The sequence below is a fragment of the Micromonospora cynarisoli genome, assembly GCF_030518815.1.
Taxonomy (GTDB): Bacteria; Actinomycetota; Actinomycetes; order Mycobacteriales; family Micromonosporaceae; genus Micromonospora; species Micromonospora wenchangensis.
Genome location: NZ_CP130426.1, coordinates 2,646,959 through 2,663,750, shown reverse-complemented (window position 1 = coordinate 2,663,750; position 16,792 = coordinate 2,646,959). Strand labels below are relative to the sequence as shown.

Below are 16,792 nucleotides of genomic sequence, written 5' to 3'. Positions count from 1 at the left end.
TCGATTCGTCCGCACGTGGGTGGGGAGCAGTGGGTGGGCAGGCTCGCATCGGCGTACGGGCAGGCGGTCGCCGCGCACCGGCAGGCCCGGCAGCGGTGGACGGCGGCCCGTGCTTTGCTGGACCGGCTGGCCGGGCAGCCCGTCCCGGAGCGCACCGCCGACCTGGTCGCCCGACTGGCCCGGCTGGCCGACGCGCTGGCCGCCCCGCCGCCCGGCAGCACCGACCGGGCCGACCCGGCCGCACCCGCCGGCCCGCCCCCCGGCCCCGTCGCCGGGGCACCCGGTGGCCCGCCGCCGGGGCACGTCGTCGTGTCGCCTGGCGGTCCGGCCCGTGGCCACCGTGCAGCGTTCTGCGGGGACGGGCCGGCGGCGGTGCGCATCGGTGAGGCGTCCACGGCGGACGGCCGGTTCCCGCTGCTGCTGCCGTTGGGCGCCGGCCGGCACCTGGCGGTCGACGGCGACGCCCGTGATCCCCGGGTGGCGGTGCTGCTGCGGGTGCTGGTGCTGCGGCTGCTCACCACGGCCGCCCCGGGCAGCGTCCGGGTGGTCGGCATCGACCCGGCCGCCTGGGGGGCCACCTTCATCCCGCTGCGTCCGCTGCGTGACGCCGGGGTGCTCGGCGGGGTCGCCACCACCGAGGCCGAGATCGGCGCGCTGCTGGACGCCGCCGAGGCGCACGCCCGCGCGGGGGAGGCCGAACTGCTGCTGGTGGTGGCCGCGTCCGCACCCGGCCCGCGCGAGCTGGGCCGGCTCGCCGCGCTCACCCACGCCGGACCGTCCGCCGGGGTGTGCGTGCTGTTCGCCGGGCGCGCGGTGACCACGCCCGGCCAGGCCCCACCCGCACTGGGCGGCACCACCGAGGTACGTCTCGACGAACGGTACGCCCGCGTCGGCGACCCGCCGGGGTACCCGTTCAGCGCCGACGGCACCGGCCTGCCCGTGCCGGTGCTGCTCGACGGTGACCCGCCCGCCGCCGCCGTCCAGGCGCTGGCCGACCGGCTGGGCGCGCAGGTGCGCCGGGACACCGCCCTGCACCTGGCCGACCTGCTGCCCGAGCGGCGCTGGACCGGCTCCGCCCGGGCCGGCCTGTCGACGGTGGTCGGCCGCTCCGGGCGTACCCCGGTCAGTCTGGCCTTCGACGACGCGACGCCGCACTGGCTGGTCGGTGGCCGCACCGGAGCGGGCAAGACGGTCTTCCTGCTCGACGTGCTCTACGGCCTGGCGGCCCGCTACTCCCCGGCCGAGCTGCACCTGTGGCTGCTCGACTTCAAGGAGGGGGTGAGCTTCACCGAGTTCGTCCCCACCGACCGGGACCCGTCGTTCCTGCCGCACGCGCGCGCCGTCGGCGTCGAGTCCGACCGGGAGTACGGCCTGGCCGTGCTCCGCGAACTGCGCCGGGAGCTGGGCCGGCGGGCCGGGCTGTTCAAGCGACACGGGGTGACCAAGCTCGCCGACCTGCCGGACACCGAACCGGTGCCCCGCACGGTGGCCGTGATCGACGAGTTCCACGTGCTGTTCGCCGGCAACGACCGGCTGGCCCGGGAGGCCGTCGACCTGCTGGAGGAACTGGCCCGCAAGGGCCGCTCGTACGGCGTGCACCTGGTGCTGGCCAGCCAGAGCACCAGCGGCGTGGAGGCCCTGTACGGCCGGGCCGAGTCGCTGTTCGGGCAGTTCGCGCTGCGGGTGGCGCTGCCCGGCGGGGAGGCGGTGCTCGGCCCCCGGGCGACCGTCGCCGGCCCGACCTCGATCGGCACGGCGCTGGTCAACACCGCCGCCGGGGCGGCCGGCGCGGACACCCTGCTGCGGTTCCCCGACGCGCACGCCGACACCCGCCAGCTGGCCCGGCTGCGCTACGAGCTGTGGGACGCGCGCCCCGACGACACCGGCCCCCCCGAGGTCTTCCGGGGCTACGCCACCGCCCACCTGGAGGACGAGCCGTCCCCCGCCGCCACCCGCCGCCCGGCGGTGCTGGTGGGTCGTACGGTCGACGTGGCCGGCAGCACCGCCCGGTTCGACCTGGACGCCTCCCCCGGCCGGCACCTGGCCGTGGTGGGCACCTCGGCCACCGGCGCGCACGTGTTGCGGGCCGCCGCGCTGAGCCTGGCCGGCCAGCACCGGCCCGGGGAGGCCGAGTTCGTGCTGGCCGCGCTGGTGGCCGCCGCCGACGAACTGGCCGACGACACGGCCGCCGGGCTGAAGGCCGCCGGGCACCCGGTGACCCAGGTCGACGCGGCCGGGCTGCGCGCCCGCATCGGTGAGCTGGCCGCCGGCGGCGGGGAGCGCGGCCGGACGTACCTGGTGGCCTTCGGGGTGGACGCGGCCCACGCGGTGCTCGCCGCCACCGACCCCGACAGCTACCGCACCGGCCACGACGACCTGCGGGCGCTGCTGCGGGCGGGGCCGGGGCGCGGGGTGCACCTGCTCGGCTGGTGGCGGGGCCTGCGCCGGCTCGCCGACGACCTCGGCGGCAGCCAGAACCGCGACGACGTGGCCTGCCTGGTGGCGCTGAACGTGCCCGCCGACGACCTGGGGCTGCACCTCGGGGTGACCGACCTGGTGTGGACCCCCCGCCCCAACCGGGCCCTGCTCGTCGACCGGCACGCCCCGGGTACCGCGCTGATCGTGCCGTTCGTCCGCCCCGGGTATCACCCCGAAGAGGAGCACTGAGTGGCCGGCTACGACGAGTACGCGGCGGCCGTCCGGCAGCTCTCCGCCCGGATCAGGGAGGGGGAGCGCGGCGCCGTCGCCGAGGCGGAACGCCGCCGTACCCTGCACGCCGGGGTGACCCAGCTCGGTCAGCGGCTGGCCGCCCAGGAACAGCGCCTCGCGCAGCTCGCCGCAGCCGCCGGCCTGCCCGCCGTGCCCGACCCGGCTCCCGGGCCGGACTCCGCGCCCGGGGCCGGTACGGGTCCCGGCGCGGGTGCCGGCTCCGGTTCGGCCCCGGGTTCCGCTGTGTCCCCCGGTTCCGCTGTGTCCTCCGGGTCCGCTGTGTCCCCCGGTTCCGTGGTGTCCCCCGGGTCCGCTACCGCTACCGGGGCGGTCGCCGGGTTCGGTGTGGCCGGCGGGTCCGGGGTGGACGGCGATCCGGCGGTGGTGCTGGCGGAGGCCGGGCGGCTGGTCGACGAGGCCGACCGGCTGGGCCAGCAGGCCGAGGCGCTGGCCCAGCGGCCCGCTCTGCTGCCCACCTGGTCGCCGACCGCCCGCGCGGTCGCCGTCTACGTCGGCTGCGCCACCGTCGGGGCGCTGGTGATGCTGGTGCTGGTGGTCGCCAACGGCATCGGCGTGGTCGACGGCGTCACCCTGGGCGCGCTGACCTGCGCCGGGCTGCCGCTGATCTCCTTCGTGGCCGGTTGGCTGATCCTCGGCCGGTGGGGGCGGCCGGCCCTGGCCACCACCGACCCGCCCCGGTACGCCCCGCTCGGCTTCTTCATCTGCGCCCTGCTGGTGCCGCTGGCGTACTGCGTCACCCTGGTGCTGTTCCGCCTTGCCCGCTGACCGTGATCGCCTCGTCCGGGTGATCCCCTCACGTGGGTCGATGGTGCGGGGTCCGGCGCGTCCCGATGCCGCTACCTCGGCCCCCATGGGGCGGACGCGGGGTGGCCGCGTCCGGTGGTCGCCTCGTAGGCTCGCGGTGACCGTGGCAGGGCGGCAAGGGGCGGGGGGAGTGCGGGTGAGTGCGGCGGAGATGATCGCGAAGCTGGCCGTGGCCGCGCAGAAGCTGGACGAGGCGCGGGCGAAGACGGCCTCGGCCGCCCAGGACGCCGCCGAGGCGCGGGCCCTGGTCGCCGGGGCGTTGCAGGGCGTCGCCGCCGGCCCGCTGATCGGCATGATCGACAACTACCGGCAGGCGCTCGACCGGGCCGTCCAGGGTGGCCAGCCGGCCCGGCAGCAGGTCGAGGAGACCATCACGAAGGTACGCACGCTGGGCAACTGAGCGGGGAACCGGTGACCCGGCATTCCGGGCGGACGCGTGGTGGCGGCCCATCGCACATCGGTCCGGCCCGAGCCGGCGTCGCCTGTCGGCCGGAGGGACAGGATGGACGTGACGATCGGAGTGGCACAGTGACGGTGGTGGGTGGGCGCGACGGCGGCGAGCTGGACGGGTTCCACGTCGGGCGGGTGCCGGCGGGCACCGGGGAACTGGTGTCGGACTTCGCCACCGAGTGGGAGGACGTCGGCTTCGCCACCCGCGTCTGGGAACGGGCGGTGGACGACGGCTACCGGGTGGACCTGCGGGTGCACGTCCTGCGCGGCGAACGGCTGACCACGCTGGTGCGCCTGCGCGAGTTCCTGGCCGGATACCACGAGCGGGACTCCGCCGAGTGGCCGCTGGCGGAGTTCGCCCGTGGCGGGGACGTCGGACTGGCCGGCGGGGGTGAGGCGTTCTGGCTCGTCCGGCCGGGCCTCGCGGTCGACGTGCTGGTGGACGTCGACCGGTTCGACGCGGAAGCCGCGATCGAGGTGGCCGGCTCCGTGACGGAGTTGCCCGCCGCCTGACCACGGGAAAAGCCGGTAAGAGCTATCAGGTCATCGTGCGCGGCAGGTTCGCACCACTCGCTGACGAGCAGCGGGCCGCGCTGCTCGCCAGGGTGGACGAGCATGGCGCCCACCAGGCGAAGTTCACCGAGGAAGGCATCGTGACCTACGAGCGGTCCCTGCTCGGGTTCACCTTCCGCTGTCTCGTCCCGGCCACCGAGGCGGACGGGGCGGCGGTGGTGACCGGCAGGGCGGAAGCGTTGGCCGCTGCCGCCGTCGCGGAACTCGGTGCGGGCCACCGTGACCTCACGTCGGTGTCGACCGACCTCGCCGACATCAAGATCCGCCAACGCGCACGCTCCTGAGGCCAGCCACCTGTCACTGACGTTTCGGGTGAGCAGCGATACTGGTCGCGCGGGTGTGCAGCTTTCGCACCGGTATTGCCATGTATACCGAATGCTATACTGCGTGAGTGGTGGGAGAGTGGGACGTCTACCTCGTCGACGAGATGCGTGACTGGATCGGAAGCCCCGATCCCGTCACCTATGCGCCCGTCGTGCAGGCCATCCGACCTTCTCGCTGAAGTCGGTCCTGGGCTGGGGGGCGCTGGTTGACACCATCCACGGCTCGACGATCGCGAACCTGAAGGAGTTGCGGCCCGGCAGCGTGCGCATCCTGTTCGCCTTCGACCCGTGGCGTTCGAGCGTTCTCCTGGTTGCGGGCGACAAGTCCGGACAATGGCAGCAGTGGTACGTCGAAGCTGTTCCACTGGCCGAACACCGCTACGAGGTTTACCTGAAGGAACGCGCCGAGGAGAGGGGTAATCGGTCGTGAGCAGCAACTACGTGCGGTGGAATGACATCCGCGCCGAGCATGTGGAGCGGGCCGGTGGTGAGGGAGCTGTCGAAGCCGGCAAGCGGGAACTGCTCGCCGAGGTGCTCGGGCACCGTCTTGCCGAGGTGCGCCGTGCCCGCAACCTGACCCAGCAGCAGGTCGCCGACCGTATGGGTGTCACCAAGGGGCGTGTCTCGCAGATCGAGCAGGGCAAGGTCTCCGGGCAGGAGGTCCTCGCCCGCTACGCCGCCGCGCTCGGCGGACGCCTCCATCAGGCGATCTACTTCGACGACGGAGATATCGCCGCCATCGCCTAGCCCGTACAACTCCGAGATTTGGTTTGCTCTCGCGTGCGTGGTGAGCGCCAACCACGATCGAACGTGTGCTGTGGCGTTCCGGCTTACTCCGGGCAGGCGTGAGACCGCCGCTCCGGGAGGACAGATGAGGCTCGTACACCGGCGGGTTCGGGGCCACCGTCGCCGTCACCAACCTCGGTGACCCCGTCACCGGCTGGCAGCTCACCTGGTCGTTCACCGCAGGTCGGCGTGAGCATCACCTTCTACGAACGCCGCTAGCGCGGGGGAGGGTGCCCGCCCTCCGCCCCGGCACCCGGCCCCGCCCACGGTCCCGGTGGGTCGGGGCCGGGGCGCGTCCGGCCCCGGCCGGTCAGCCGTCCAGCGCCAGCCGGGCCACCTCGTCGGCGCAGCCCCAGGACAGGGTCACCCCGGCACCCCCGTGGCCGTACGCGTGCACCAGCCGTTGCCCCGGGGCCGGCCCGGCCTGCACCGCGACCCGCGGCCCACCGTGCCGGGCCGGCCGCAACCCGACCCGCACCCCGAGCACGGGGGCGTCGGCCAACTCCGGCACCAGCGCCACACACCGGGCCCGGATCGCCGCCGAGGTGGCCGGGTCGGGGCCGGTGTCCCACGCGTCCGGTTCGGCGGTGCCGCCGAGCACCACGTCGTGCCGGCGCGGGTGCACGTAGGTGATCCCTGCCGGGTTCTCCTCGTCGCGCACCGAGGTGGTCAGGCCCGGGTTCGCCACCAGCACCAACCGCCCGCGTACCGGGTGTACCGCGGGGTCGTCGGCGAGCCGGCCGGCGGCCAGCCCGGTGGCGTTGACCACCGTCGGGGCCAGCGCGAAGCCGTCGTCGAGCCGCTCCAGCCGGCCGGTCACGACCCGCCCGCCGGTGGCCGTGAACCGGTCGGCCAGCCAGCCCAGGTACGGCGACATCTCCACCGCCGGCGCGGTGAACCGCAACCGGGTGGCGTACGGCCCGGAGCCGGGGTGGGCGACCAGGTCACCGGCCGCCGCCGCCCACCACGGCGGGCCGGTCCACGGGCGACGCAGCAGCATCCGGGTCGGCCGGGCCACCACCCCGGGCACCCCGGCGTCGGCCTGTCGGCCCAGTTCCGCGTACGTCCCGATGGCCCAGCGCAGCACCCGGGGGTCGGCGTCGGTGTGGCTGGGGTACCAGACGGCGGCGGCGACCGCCGACACCGTGTCGCCGGGCGGGTCGGCGGTCAGCAGGGTCACCCGCGCGCCGTGCTCGCGTAGCCGCACCGCCGCCGTCAGGCCGATGATCCCGCCCCCGACCACCAGCACGTCCGTGTCCATCGTCGACCTCCCCGCCGGTGCCGCCCGTGGACACGGGCCGCCGGACCTGGATCGTCTCCCCGACCGGCCCGCCGGGTCCACGACAGAAATGGTGCCGGGAACCGTCGACGGACAGATATCCGACAGTTGTTCGGAAAGCCGATCTCCGCTGGGAAATGGGATCGCGGACGGCATTCGTCATCGGTAATGTCCAGCGGCGTCGAATTCCGCCAATCGCGGAGTCGGCCGACAGCATTGGTGTCATTCGTCGCCGGTGGCGACCGGTCAGGCGATCCGTTTCGGTCCGCCGACCCGTCCGGTTTCGCGGCCGTCGGGTCCGCCGACCGACCGGTCCGCAGGCGGTCCGGTCCGCCGGGCCCCGGTCACGGCCGGCGACATCCGTAGTCGAGGAGCCTCCCGTGCCCGACCTGGACCCCGAGCCGCAGCCCGAACCCCGCGCGGCCCAGCCCGGCCCGCCCGCCGACGGGCAACCCGCCCCGCCGGCCGGGACACCCCTGCGCCCGGCAGGCGACCCGGCGTCACCCGGCGGCGAACCGCCGGCCGGACCGACGGCGTCGGCAGGTGCCGCCCACGCGCAGGAGTCCCCGGCCGCCGGGGACCGGTTCGCCCACCGCCCGCCCGGCTACCCGAGCGCCCTGGTCTGGCTGCGCGCCGGCATCGTGCGGGACTGGCGGGGCGTGCTCGGCGCCTTCCTCGCCACCTGGTTCTACGTACCGTTGGCGCTGGTCGCGGCGGTCTGGGGTGGCCTCGCCCTCGGCCTGTACGGGCTGGTCGCCGGGGGCACCCAGTCCGACGAGGCGGTGCCGGCGCTGTTGCGGGACGCGCCGCTGGTCGGGCCGCTGCTGGACGCTTTCGTGACGCGTTCCGGCGGGGTGGTCGGCGGGTTCGCCGGATTCGCGCTCGGTGCCCTGGTCGGCTTCCTGGCCATCCTCGTGCTGCCCTGGCGCAACGCCTTCGACGAACCGGCGAACCTGTTCACCGGCCTGGCCGGGATGGTGGTCGCCGCGGGCCTCGTCGGGCTGCTCTACACCGTCGGGCGGGTGCTGCTCGAACCCTGGCTGCTCGGCGTCTCGGGGGCGCGTCAGCTCAGCCGTCGGGAGGCCGAACGGCTGCGTCCACTGCTGAGCGACTGCGCGGCCCGGCTCGGCCTGCCCGGTGAACCCCGGCTGCTGATCGAGGACGACCCGGTGCTCACCAACGCCCGCGCGTACGCCCGGCACGTCGTGGTGAGCACCGCCGTGCTCGATCGCACCGACGAGGAGATCGCCGCGCTGCTCAGCCACGAACTGGTGCACTGGCGCACCGGCGACGAGGTGACCAGCGCGTTCATCCGGGGCGTCGGCCTGCCGTTGGTGCTGGTGCACGCCGTACCGGCCTGGCTGATGCGGCGGTTCCCGCACCCGGCCACCGACTTCGTGGTGTTCCTGTTCTTCTGGCCGGTGCTGCTCACCATGCGTTACCTGGTCCTGCCCTGCCACCGCCGGGACGTCCGGGCCGCCGAGTACCGGGCCGACGCCGGCGCGGTGCTCGCCGGGCATCGGGAGGGGATGCGGTCCATGCTGGAGCGGCGACGCTCCTTCGAGACCGGACGCAGCGGCTGGGACGAGGCCGTCTGTGCCACCCACCCCCCGTCCGAGCTGCGCCTGGACCGGCTGGACCGGCCCGTCCCCGACCCGACCGCCGACCGTGCCGCCACCGCGCGCGGCCTCGACGAGCTGTTCGGCGGTACGACGACGACTGTCGGCTCCCGTCGCGCCCTGCTGGTCGTCGGCGCGCTGGTGCTGGTGAGCTGCCTGGGCGGGGGGCTGACCACGGCCCAGTGGGCGTTCTTCCGCCCCCAGGCGGCCGTCGGCGACTACTTCGCGGCCCTGGCCGACCACGACGGCCCGGAGGCGCTCGAACGGCTCACCCCCGACGTGCGGGCGGCGCTGGGCGACAGCGGGCAACTCGCCCGGATGGTGGCGGCGAAGGACTACCGCCCGCCCACCGACGTGTCCGTGACGGGGGTGGAACGCGACGGCGACGAGGCGGTCGCCACGGTCGGCTACACCCTCGGCGGGCAGAAGCTGACCGCCGAGCTGCCGTTGCGCCGCGACGAGCAGGCCGTGCTCGGGCTGTTCCACCGCTGGCACATCGACGCCGCCCCGGCGACCCTGACCCTGCCCGGCGGCCCGGCCCCGCTGACCGTCAACGGGGTGCCCGCACCCACCGGTGCGGAGGGGGTGGCGGTGCCGCTGCTGCCCGGGGCGTACACGGTCGCGGGGGAGAACAACGCGCTCAGCGAGACGGCGTCCCGGGTGGTCTACGTCGTACCCGGGCAGCAGAGCGTGAGCGGCGCGGAGCTGACGCCCACCCTGCGGCCCGAGGCGCAGGCGGCGGCGGAACAGAGCGTGCGATCCTACCTGGACGGCTGCGCGGCGCAGGCGGTGGCCGCCCCGCAGGGGTGCCCGTTCCGCTACTACACCGGCGGCTCGACGGTGAAGAAGATCGCCTGGAAGATCACCCGGTACCCGACGATCGAGCTGACCCTGACCGGCCCGACCACCGCCCGGGTCTCCACCTCGTACGAGGCACAGGGGTCGGCGCAGGCCACCGGCAGCACCGTCGGCTACTTCGGGACCACCCCGTTCACCGAGAACGAGACGTTCGGGGTCAGCGGCGTGCTGTCGGTGGTCGACGGCACGCTGACCTTCCAACCCGGTGACGACTGAGCCGCCCGCCGGACCGCACCGTGGGCGACGACCGAGAGGGAAACCGAGATGACCGCGCCCCGCTCCACCGCACCGGTCCGGCTGGTGCTGGCCCCCCGTGTCGCCGGCCCGCAGCTGACGACGCTGCTGGCCTGGCTGCACCGCGAGCCGCGCTACCGGGCACTGGTCCGTGACGCCGGGCCGGGGAGCGGGCCCGGTGGCCGGGCCGGCTTCAGCGACGCGGTGATCATCGCGGTGGTCGCCCAGGGGCTGCTGCCCGGCCTGTTCAACCTGGTGCAGAGCTGGGTGGACCAGCAGCGGACCGAGGTGAGCATCCGGCTCCAGGTCGGCGACTCCGAGGTGGAGATCCAGGTCAACGGCCGCACCGACGCGGCGAAGCTGCTCGACGAGGCACAGCGGGCCCTGCGCCCGACGGACCCCGGCGACGAGATCACCCCCGCCGGCTGACCCACGCCCCGCCCGGTCCCGCATCGGCCGCGCCGGCGGGTCCCGCTCCCGGGCGGGCCGCTCTACCGCCGTCGGCGCTCGGCCAGGGGGCGATGTAGCGGTATCCCGAGCCAGGGATGCGGCTACATCGCCCCAGTCGGACACCCGGGTGCGGGGTGGGCCGGTCAGGCGGCCTTGGCCAGGGCGTCGTACTCCTCGTCGGTGAGCTGCACCTCGGCGGCGGCGACGTTCTCCTCCAGGTGACCGACCGAGGACGTGCCAGGGATGGGCAACATGACCGGCGAGCGGCGCAGCAGCCAGGCGAGCGCGAGCTGGGCGGGCGTCGCGTCGTGGCCGGTGGAGATGGCGTCCAGCGGGCCGCCCGGCTTGGCCAGGTTGCCGGTGGCGATCGGGAACCACGGGATGAACGCCAGGTCGTTGCGCTCGCAGTGGACCAGGACGTCCTCGGCGCTGCGGTCGGCCAGGTTGTAGAGGTTCTGCACCGACACGATCGGGGTGATCTTCTGGGCCGCCTCGATCTGCGCGACGGTCACCTCGGACAGCCCGATGTGCCGGATCTTGCCCTCCTGCCTGAGCAGGGCCAGCTCGCCGAGCTGGTCTTCCAGCGGCACCTTCGCGTCGATCCGGTGCAGCTGGTAGAGACCGATCGACTCCAGACCCAGGTGCCGCAGGCTCAGCTCGCACTGCTGGCGCAGGTACTCCGGCCGTCCCACCGGCCGCCAGTCACCCGGCCCGGAGCGGGTCAGGCCGGCCTTCGTCGCGATGACCAGGTCGTCGGCGTACGGGTGCAGCGCCTGCCTGATCAGCAGCTCGGAGACGAACGGCCCGTACGAGTCGGCGGTGTCGATGAACGTGACGCCCAGCTCGTACGCCCGACGCAGCACCCGGACCGCCTCGGCCGGGTCCTTCGGGTCGCCCCACACCCCCGGCCCGGTGATCTGCATGGCCCCGTAGCCGAGCCGGTCGACCTGGAGGTCGCCGCCGATCCGGTAGGTGCCTGACGCCTTCGCGGGCTGACTGCTGGACCCCATGTGCCGTACCCCGATCCTGTTCGTTGTCGTCGGTGGCAAATCTAGCCACCCACCCCGACGGCTTTCCCGAGGATCGCGGCCGGCAACACCCACGGACCGGATGTGGGCACCGACACTCAACCGGCGTGCCGGATGATCACCAGCGCCTGGTCGTCGTCGGAGCCGGAGAGCTTGGTCAGCAGGGTGTCCGCGATGACCTCCACGGGCTGGTCCCGCACCGGCACGAGCACCTCGTGCAGGGCCGTCACCCCGGCGTCGTACGCCTGGTCGCGCCGCTCCACCAGCCCGTCGGTGTACGCCACCAGCAGGTCACCCGGGCCGAACGCCACGGTGGTCACCGGCACCGGGTCACGGACCAGCCCGAGCGGCAGCGAATGCCCCGTCCAGACCGTCTCCGGCGGTCGCCCCGGCCGCAGCAGCACCGGATGCGGATGCCCCACCCGGGCGACCTGCGCCTCGCCGGCCAGCGGGTCGACCACCATCGCCAGGCAGGTGCCGAGGAACCCGACCCCGAGCAGCCCGGTCAGCCGGGGGAACACCTCGGCCAGCGGCACCCCGGAGCGGATCAGCGTGTTCACCACCGTCCGCAGCTGCGCCATGTCGGCCGCCGCCTCGACCTGGTGGCCCACCACGTCCCCGACGACCACGGCCAGCCGACCGTCGTCCAGGTCGACCAGGTCGTACCAGTCGCCGCCCAGGTGCAGGCCGCTCATCGCCGGCTGGTAGCGGGTCGCCAGCTCCAGGCCGGGCGGCCCGATCGTGGCCGAGGTGCGTAGTCGGCCCGCCAGCCGGGTCACCAGGTTGTGTTCGGCGGCGGCCAACCGGACCCGTTCCAGGGTCTGTTCGCACAGGTCGGCGACGGTGTCCAGCAGGGCCAGGTCGTCGTCGTGCAGCGCCCGTTCCCGGGGCCAGCCGAAACCCAGCGCGGCGATGGGCCGCCGGGAGGCGTCCAGCAGCGGCAGTACGACGGTGGTCACCATCCCGTACTCGCCCGCCGGGTCCGGCAGGCCGGGGTGCCGGGCGGCGAACTCGGCCCGGTTACCCAGGATGATCCGTTCCCCGGTGCGCAGCGCGTGGGCGATCGGTCGGGGGTCGTCGATGGTCAGGTCGTCGAAGGTGGCGACCAGCCCGCTCGGCAGCTCCGCGTGCCACAGCCGGACCCGTCGTCCCTCGTCGCGCATCGCCAGGCCGGGCAGCGCCGCGCCGAGCGCCGACGGGGCGGCGTCCAGGATCACCTCGATCGCCTCGCCGGTGGAGCGGGTGACGCTGAGCCGGGCGGCGAACTCCGCCATCGCCCGCGCCGACGCGGTCAGTTCGGCCCGTCGCAGCGCCTGGCTGCACAGGCCCGCCACCGCGTCGAGCAGGATGCGGCGGGCCTCCTCGTCGGCGGCCGGCCCGTCCCAGCGCACCTCCAACGCCCCGAGCACGGTGCCGGTGCCGTCGCGCAGCGGCAGGCAGAGCCCGTCCGGCAGCGGCACGCTCGTCTCCTCGCGTACCGCGCGGGCCAGCGGTTCGTCGTCGGTGATCCGCAGTCCGGCGGTGCCGGCGTCGTCGGTCACCGTCAGCTCCCAGGCACCCGCCGTGGCCGCCGCGACCCGGACCCCGTCCGCGCCGACCAGCCCCGGGGTGACGGCGCCGACCACGTCCATCACCGCCTGCCGGCTGCCGGCGGCGCTGAGCGCCCCGGCGAGCCGGGCCAGCCCCTCGGCCTGCCGCAGCGCCCGCCGCCGGTCCCCGTCGGCGACGCCGACCGGGCCGCCCGACGCGGCGGCGTCGGTGGTGCCGCCGGGCACGACGGTGACGGTGGTGAGGACGCCCTGCGGGTGGCCGGCGGCGTCGACCACCGGACCCGAGGAGAAGACCGGCCCCGCCCCGTCGTCGCCGTGCCGGCAGGTGACCCGGGCGGCGGTCAGCACCCCGGTCAGCGCGGGCACCGCGTCGGGCCAGACCGCCGAGGCGGGCCGGCCCAGCGCCCGCGTGCCGCCCGGGCCCAGCAGGGCCAGGTAGCCGTCGTTGGCGAGCAGCACCAGGCCCGGCCCCCACCAGAGCGCGGCCGGCGTCGGGCTGTGCAGGCAGACGACCAGGGCGGTACGCAGGCTGGGCGGCCAGTCCGCCAGCGGCCCGAGCGGGGTGCCGGTCCAGTCGTGGTCGACGATCCGCCGGCCGGCCCGGCCGGCGCGGGTGAGCAGATCGCGCCAGCGGGAGTCGTCCGGCGGCCGGGGGGCGTCGGCGGAGCGAGTCATCTCGGGACCTCCGCTCTGCGGATCGAGCGCCTTCCCCATCAGTCGGACCGTACCAGCGTCGGCTGAGGGGCACGTCTGCCGATCTGCCGGCGTGGGCGGGCCGAAAGGCCGTCGGTGCCGCCCGCCGCACCCGGTGTCCGCCCCGGGAGCCCCGTCCGACCCGGAGTTGTCCCGACCGGCGGTCAGCGGCGTCCTCACCGTGGGACGCTGGCCGGGTCGGGGGACACCGGCGCGGTGTGGCGCCGACGCGGGGGAGGGGACGCGATGACGGGTACGCCGCAGCTGGACTTCGCACTCGACACGTACGAGTGCATCGTGCTCTATCCGGGCCCGGCCGGTCGGGTGCTGCCGAAGGAGACCGTGCAGCGCCTCCAGGCCGAGCACACCGCGCACATGCGGGCCCTGCAACGGCGGGGTGTGGTGCTGGTGGCCGGCTCGATCGACGGTCCGGCCCGGGAGCCCGCCCCGCCGATCGGCATCGGGCTGGCCCGTACCGGTTCGGTCGAGGACGTACGCAGCGTGATGGAGGCGGACCCGGCCGTGCAGGCCGGGCTCTACATGGTCGACGTGCTGACCTTCCTCTGCCCGGCGGGCTCGCTGGAGTTCCCGCTGGTCAAGACCGACAGCTGACCGTCGGGGCGGCGGGCGCGGCGCGGCGGTGACCGACGGTGGCGGCGTCGGCGCACGAGAGCACGGGAGCGCGCAGACGGCGATTGTCGTCGGGCGGTACGATTCCCGGCGCGCGGTCGCCGATGCCCGCCACTTTCCGACGTGCCCCCGGCGTGGCCCGCGTCCCGCCGGCAATGCGCCCACCCCGCGCGTCGTCGGACCCTGTTCCTCAGTCCGCAAGGGGTCGGCCCGCAGGTCGACCCGGAGGAGAGACTAGCCTGATGGGCGTGAACCGCCGCGCGAAGATCGTCTGCACTCTTGGCCCCGCCACCTCGTCCCCGGAGCGGATCCGGGGGCTCGTCGAGGCGGGCATGAACGTGGCCAGGCTGAACTTCAGCCACGGCAGTCACGCCGACCACGAGTCGGTGTACCGCCTGGTCCGCGAGGCCTCCGAGGTGGTCGGCATCCCGGTCGCCGTCCTGGCCGACCTCCAGGGCCCCAAGATCCGGCTCGGCCGGTTCGCCGACGGGCCGCACGAGTGGCGTACCGGCGACTCGGTGGTGATCACCGGGGACGACATCCTCGGCACCAAGGACCGGGTCTCCTGCACCTACCGCAAGCTGCCCCAGGAGGTGAAGCCGGGCGACCGGCTGCTGATCGACGACGGCCGGGTCGCCGTCGAGGTCAGCGACGTCACCGGCAACGACATCAGGTGCCTGGTCACCGAGGGCGGCCCGGTGTCCAACAACAAGGGCGTCTCGCTGCCGAACGTGGCGGTCAGCGTCCCGGCCCTGTCGGACAAGGACGCCGAGGACCTGCGTTTCGCCCTCGGCCTGGGTGTCGACATGATCGCGTTGTCCTTCGTCCGCTCGGCCGAGGACATCAAGCTCGTCCACTCGATCATGGACGAGGAGGGCGTCCGTCGCCCGGTGCTGGCCAAGGTCGAGAAGCCCGAGGCGGTCGACCACCTGGAGGCGATCGTGCTCGCCTTCGACGGCGTCATGGTGGCCCGGGGCGACCTCGGCGTGGAGCTGCCGCTCGACCAGGTGCCGCTGGTGCAGAAGCGGGCCGTGCAGCTGTGTCGGGAGAACGCCAAGCCGGTCATCGTGGCCACCCAGATGCTCGACTCCATGATCGAGAATTCCCGGCCTACCCGCGCCGAGGCCTCCGACGTGGCCAACGCGGTGCTCGACGGCGCGGACGCGGTGATGCTGTCCGGCGAGACCAGCGTCGGCAAGTACCCGGTGCTCACCGTCAGCACCATGGCGAAGATCATCACCACCACCGAGGCCGGTTCGATCGGGGTGCCCCGGCTCCAGCACGACCCGCGTACCCACGGCGGCGCGCTGACCGTGGCCGCGTCCTCGATCGCCCGCGCCATCGGGGCGAAGGCCCTGGTCGCCTTCTCGCAGACCGGTGACACCGTCAAGCGGCTCAGCCGGCTGCACTGCGACCTGCCGCTGCTGGCGTTCACCCCGGTCCCCGAGGTCCGCAGCCAGCTCGCCCTCTGCTGGGGCGTGGAGACCTTCCTGATGCCGTTCGTGCAGCACACCGACGACATGTTCCGCCAGGTCGACCAGGCGTTGCTGGGCCTCAACCAGGCCACCCCCGGCGACTACGTGGTGATCGTCGCGGGCAGCCCGCCCGGCACCCCCGGCTCCACCAACACCCTGCGCGTGCACCAGCTCGGCTCCCTGGTCGACGCCGCCTCCGCCCGGGCGCTCCAGTGAACACAGCGACAGTCCCGGTGAGCGCGAGGAGCGCGCCGGGGTTGCGCGCCCCGCAGTCGCGAACAGCGCAGGTCCGGGTGAGCGCGAGGAGCGCGCCGGGGTTGCGCGCCCCGCAGTCGCGAACAGCGCAGGTCCGGGTGAGCGCGAGGAGCGCGCCGGGGTTGCGCGCCCCGCAGTCGCGATCTGAGCAAGCTCGGTGACCGGGCGTCCGGCGGCGACCGGCCAGGCCGCGGTCGACCAGCTCCTTGAGGTCCTCGACCTCGACCACACCGGCGCGACGACCTTCCGTGGGGTCAGCCCCTCGGTCGGCCCGCAGCGGGTGTTCGGGGGGCAGGTCGCCGGCCAGGCACTGGTCGCCGCCGGGCGCACGGTCGACCCGGAGCGGTTCGTGCACTCGCTGCACGGCTACTTCGTCCGCCCCGGTGATCCGGCCGAGCCGATCGACTACCAGGTGGAGAACGTCCGGGACGGGCGGTCCTTCTCGGTCCGCCGTTCGGTGGCGTTGCAGCACGACGAGCCGATCTTCTTCATGTCGGCGTCCTTCCAGCGGCAGGAACAGGCCCTGGAACACCAGGCGCCGACCCCGCCGGACGTGCCCGGCCCGGACGACGTCCCGACGATGTCCGACCGGTTGGCCCGCTATCCGGAGCGGCTCGGCATCTGGGGTCAGATCCCCCGACCGATCGACGTCCGCTACGTCGGCGAGCCCGGCTGGGTACGCCCCGGTGACCGTCCCGCCGACCCGTACCAGCGGGTCTGGATGCGCATCGACGGCAAGCTGCCCGACGATCCGCTGCTGCACGCCTGCGCCCTGACGTACGCCTCGGACCTGACCCTGCTGGACTCGGTCCTGTCGGTGCACGGCGAGGTCTGGGGTCCGGGCGGCCTGGTCGGGGCGAGCCTGGACCACGCCCTGTGGTTCCACAGGTCGTTCCGGGCCGACGAGTGGTTCCTCTACGACTGCTGGAGCCCGTCGGCCTCCGGCGCGCGGGGCCTGGCCACCGGCCGGATGTTCACCCTCGACGGCCGGCACATCGCCAGCGCCGTCCAGGAGGGACTGCTGCGCCGCGTCGGCGCCTGAGCGCACCGGCGGA

Annotated in this window: 14 protein-coding genes and 1 pseudogene; 12 read left to right on the top strand and 3 right to left on the bottom strand. The window is 74.6% G+C overall.

The features are described from left to right. Positions 1-33: 33 nt before the first annotated feature. The 7 genes and pseudogenes from Q2K16_RS10885 (at position 34) to Q2K16_RS10855 (ending at position 5,627) form a co-directional block, all read left to right on the top strand. On the top strand, positions 34-2,667 hold the full coding sequence (locus tag Q2K16_RS10885; RefSeq protein WP_302745156.1) for an FtsK/SpoIIIE domain-containing protein: 2,634 nt from the start codon (positions 34-36) through the stop codon (positions 2,665-2,667). Beyond that, complete coding sequence (locus tag Q2K16_RS10880; protein WP_302745154.1) at positions 2,668-3,495, top strand: hypothetical protein; 828 nt, start codon at positions 2,668-2,670, stop codon at positions 3,493-3,495. Between the two features lie 175 nt (positions 3,496-3,670). Next, positions 3,671-3,934, top strand: coding sequence for a DUF6244 family protein (locus Q2K16_RS10875; RefSeq protein ID WP_302745152.1), 264 nt, complete (start codon positions 3,671-3,673; stop codon positions 3,932-3,934). A 137-nt stretch (positions 3,935-4,071) separates the two neighbouring features. Continuing rightward, complete coding sequence (locus tag Q2K16_RS10870) at positions 4,072-4,497, top strand: hypothetical protein (protein WP_302745150.1); 426 nt, start codon at positions 4,072-4,074, stop codon at positions 4,495-4,497. Beyond that, on the top strand, positions 4,386-4,841 hold the full coding sequence (locus tag Q2K16_RS10865; RefSeq protein WP_368052565.1) for a DUF6204 family protein: 456 nt from the start codon (positions 4,386-4,388) through the stop codon (positions 4,839-4,841). Before Q2K16_RS10870 ends, Q2K16_RS10865 begins: the two co-directional genes overlap by 112 nt. A 143-nt stretch (positions 4,842-4,984) precedes the next feature. Then, positions 4,985-5,310: pseudogene (locus Q2K16_RS10860) on the top strand (type II toxin-antitoxin system RelE/ParE family toxin). Then, positions 5,307-5,627, top strand: a complete 321-nt coding sequence (locus tag Q2K16_RS10855; RefSeq protein WP_302745148.1) for a helix-turn-helix domain-containing protein — start codon at positions 5,307-5,309, stop codon at positions 5,625-5,627. The pseudogene Q2K16_RS10860 and the gene Q2K16_RS10855 overlap by 4 nt, the downstream one beginning before the upstream one ends. Before the next feature lie 349 nt (positions 5,628-5,976). Here Q2K16_RS10855 and Q2K16_RS10850 read toward each other — a convergent pair whose 3' ends face one another. Then, positions 5,977-6,927, bottom strand: coding sequence for an FAD-dependent oxidoreductase (locus Q2K16_RS10850; protein ID WP_302745146.1), 951 nt, complete (start codon positions 6,925-6,927; stop codon positions 5,977-5,979). A gap of 398 nt (positions 6,928-7,325) precedes the next feature. Between Q2K16_RS10850 and Q2K16_RS10845 the strand changes: the two genes are divergently transcribed. After that, a complete protein-coding gene (locus tag Q2K16_RS10845; protein WP_302745144.1) occupies positions 7,326-9,638 on the top strand; it encodes a M48 family metalloprotease in 2,313 nt (770 codons plus the stop codon). A gap of 48 nt (positions 9,639-9,686) precedes the next feature. Beyond that, on the top strand, positions 9,687-10,085 hold the full coding sequence (locus Q2K16_RS10840; RefSeq protein WP_302745143.1) for an effector-associated constant component EACC1: 399 nt from the start codon (positions 9,687-9,689) through the stop codon (positions 10,083-10,085). A 164-nt stretch (positions 10,086-10,249) separates the two neighbouring features. Here the strand turns inward: Q2K16_RS10840 and Q2K16_RS10835 are convergent, their stop codons facing one another. Beyond that, positions 10,250-11,116 (bottom strand): aldo/keto reductase, encoded by an 867-nt coding sequence (locus Q2K16_RS10835; protein WP_302745142.1) that lies wholly within the window; start codon positions 11,114-11,116, stop codon positions 10,250-10,252. Positions 11,117-11,232: 116 nt separating this feature from the next. Then, entirely contained in the window at positions 11,233-13,359 is a 2,127-nt protein-coding gene (locus Q2K16_RS10830) for a PP2C family protein-serine/threonine phosphatase (protein WP_302745140.1), read from the bottom strand. Between the two features lie 264 nt (positions 13,360-13,623). Between Q2K16_RS10830 and Q2K16_RS10825 the strand changes: the two genes are divergently transcribed. The 3 genes from Q2K16_RS10825 (at position 13,624) to Q2K16_RS10815 (ending at position 16,779) form a co-directional block, all read left to right on the top strand. Beyond that, on the top strand, positions 13,624-13,989 hold the full coding sequence (locus Q2K16_RS10825; protein ID WP_204959203.1) for a YciI family protein: 366 nt from the start codon (positions 13,624-13,626) through the stop codon (positions 13,987-13,989). Positions 13,990-14,249: 260 nt separating this feature from the next. Beyond that, on the top strand, positions 14,250-15,698 hold the full coding sequence (gene pyk, locus Q2K16_RS10820) for a pyruvate kinase (RefSeq protein WP_302745137.1): 1,449 nt from the start codon (positions 14,250-14,252) through the stop codon (positions 15,696-15,698). A gap of 196 nt (positions 15,699-15,894) precedes the next feature. Then, positions 15,895-16,779, top strand: coding sequence for an acyl-CoA thioesterase (locus Q2K16_RS10815; protein WP_302745136.1), 885 nt, complete (start codon positions 15,895-15,897; stop codon positions 16,777-16,779). Positions 16,780-16,792: the final 13 nt, after the last annotated feature.

Coding starts and splice junctions, on each gene's coding strand:
- Q2K16_RS10850 (WP_302745146.1), bottom strand. CDS start 6,927: ATGGACACGGACGTGCTGGTGGTCGGGGGCGGGATCATCGGCCTGACG.
- Q2K16_RS10840 (WP_302745143.1), top strand. CDS start 9,687: ATGACCGCGCCCCGCTCCACCGCACCGGTCCGGCTGGTGCTGGCCCCC.
- Q2K16_RS10835 (WP_302745142.1), bottom strand. CDS start 11,116: ATGGGGTCCAGCAGTCAGCCCGCGAAGGCGTCAGGCACCTACCGGATC.
- Q2K16_RS10830 (WP_302745140.1), bottom strand. CDS start 13,359: ATGACTCGCTCCGCCGACGCCCCCCGGCCGCCGGACGACTCCCGCTGG.
- Q2K16_RS10825 (WP_204959203.1), top strand. CDS start 13,624: ATGACGGGTACGCCGCAGCTGGACTTCGCACTCGACACGTACGAGTGC.
- pyk (WP_302745137.1), top strand. CDS start 14,250: ATGGGCGTGAACCGCCGCGCGAAGATCGTCTGCACTCTTGGCCCCGCC.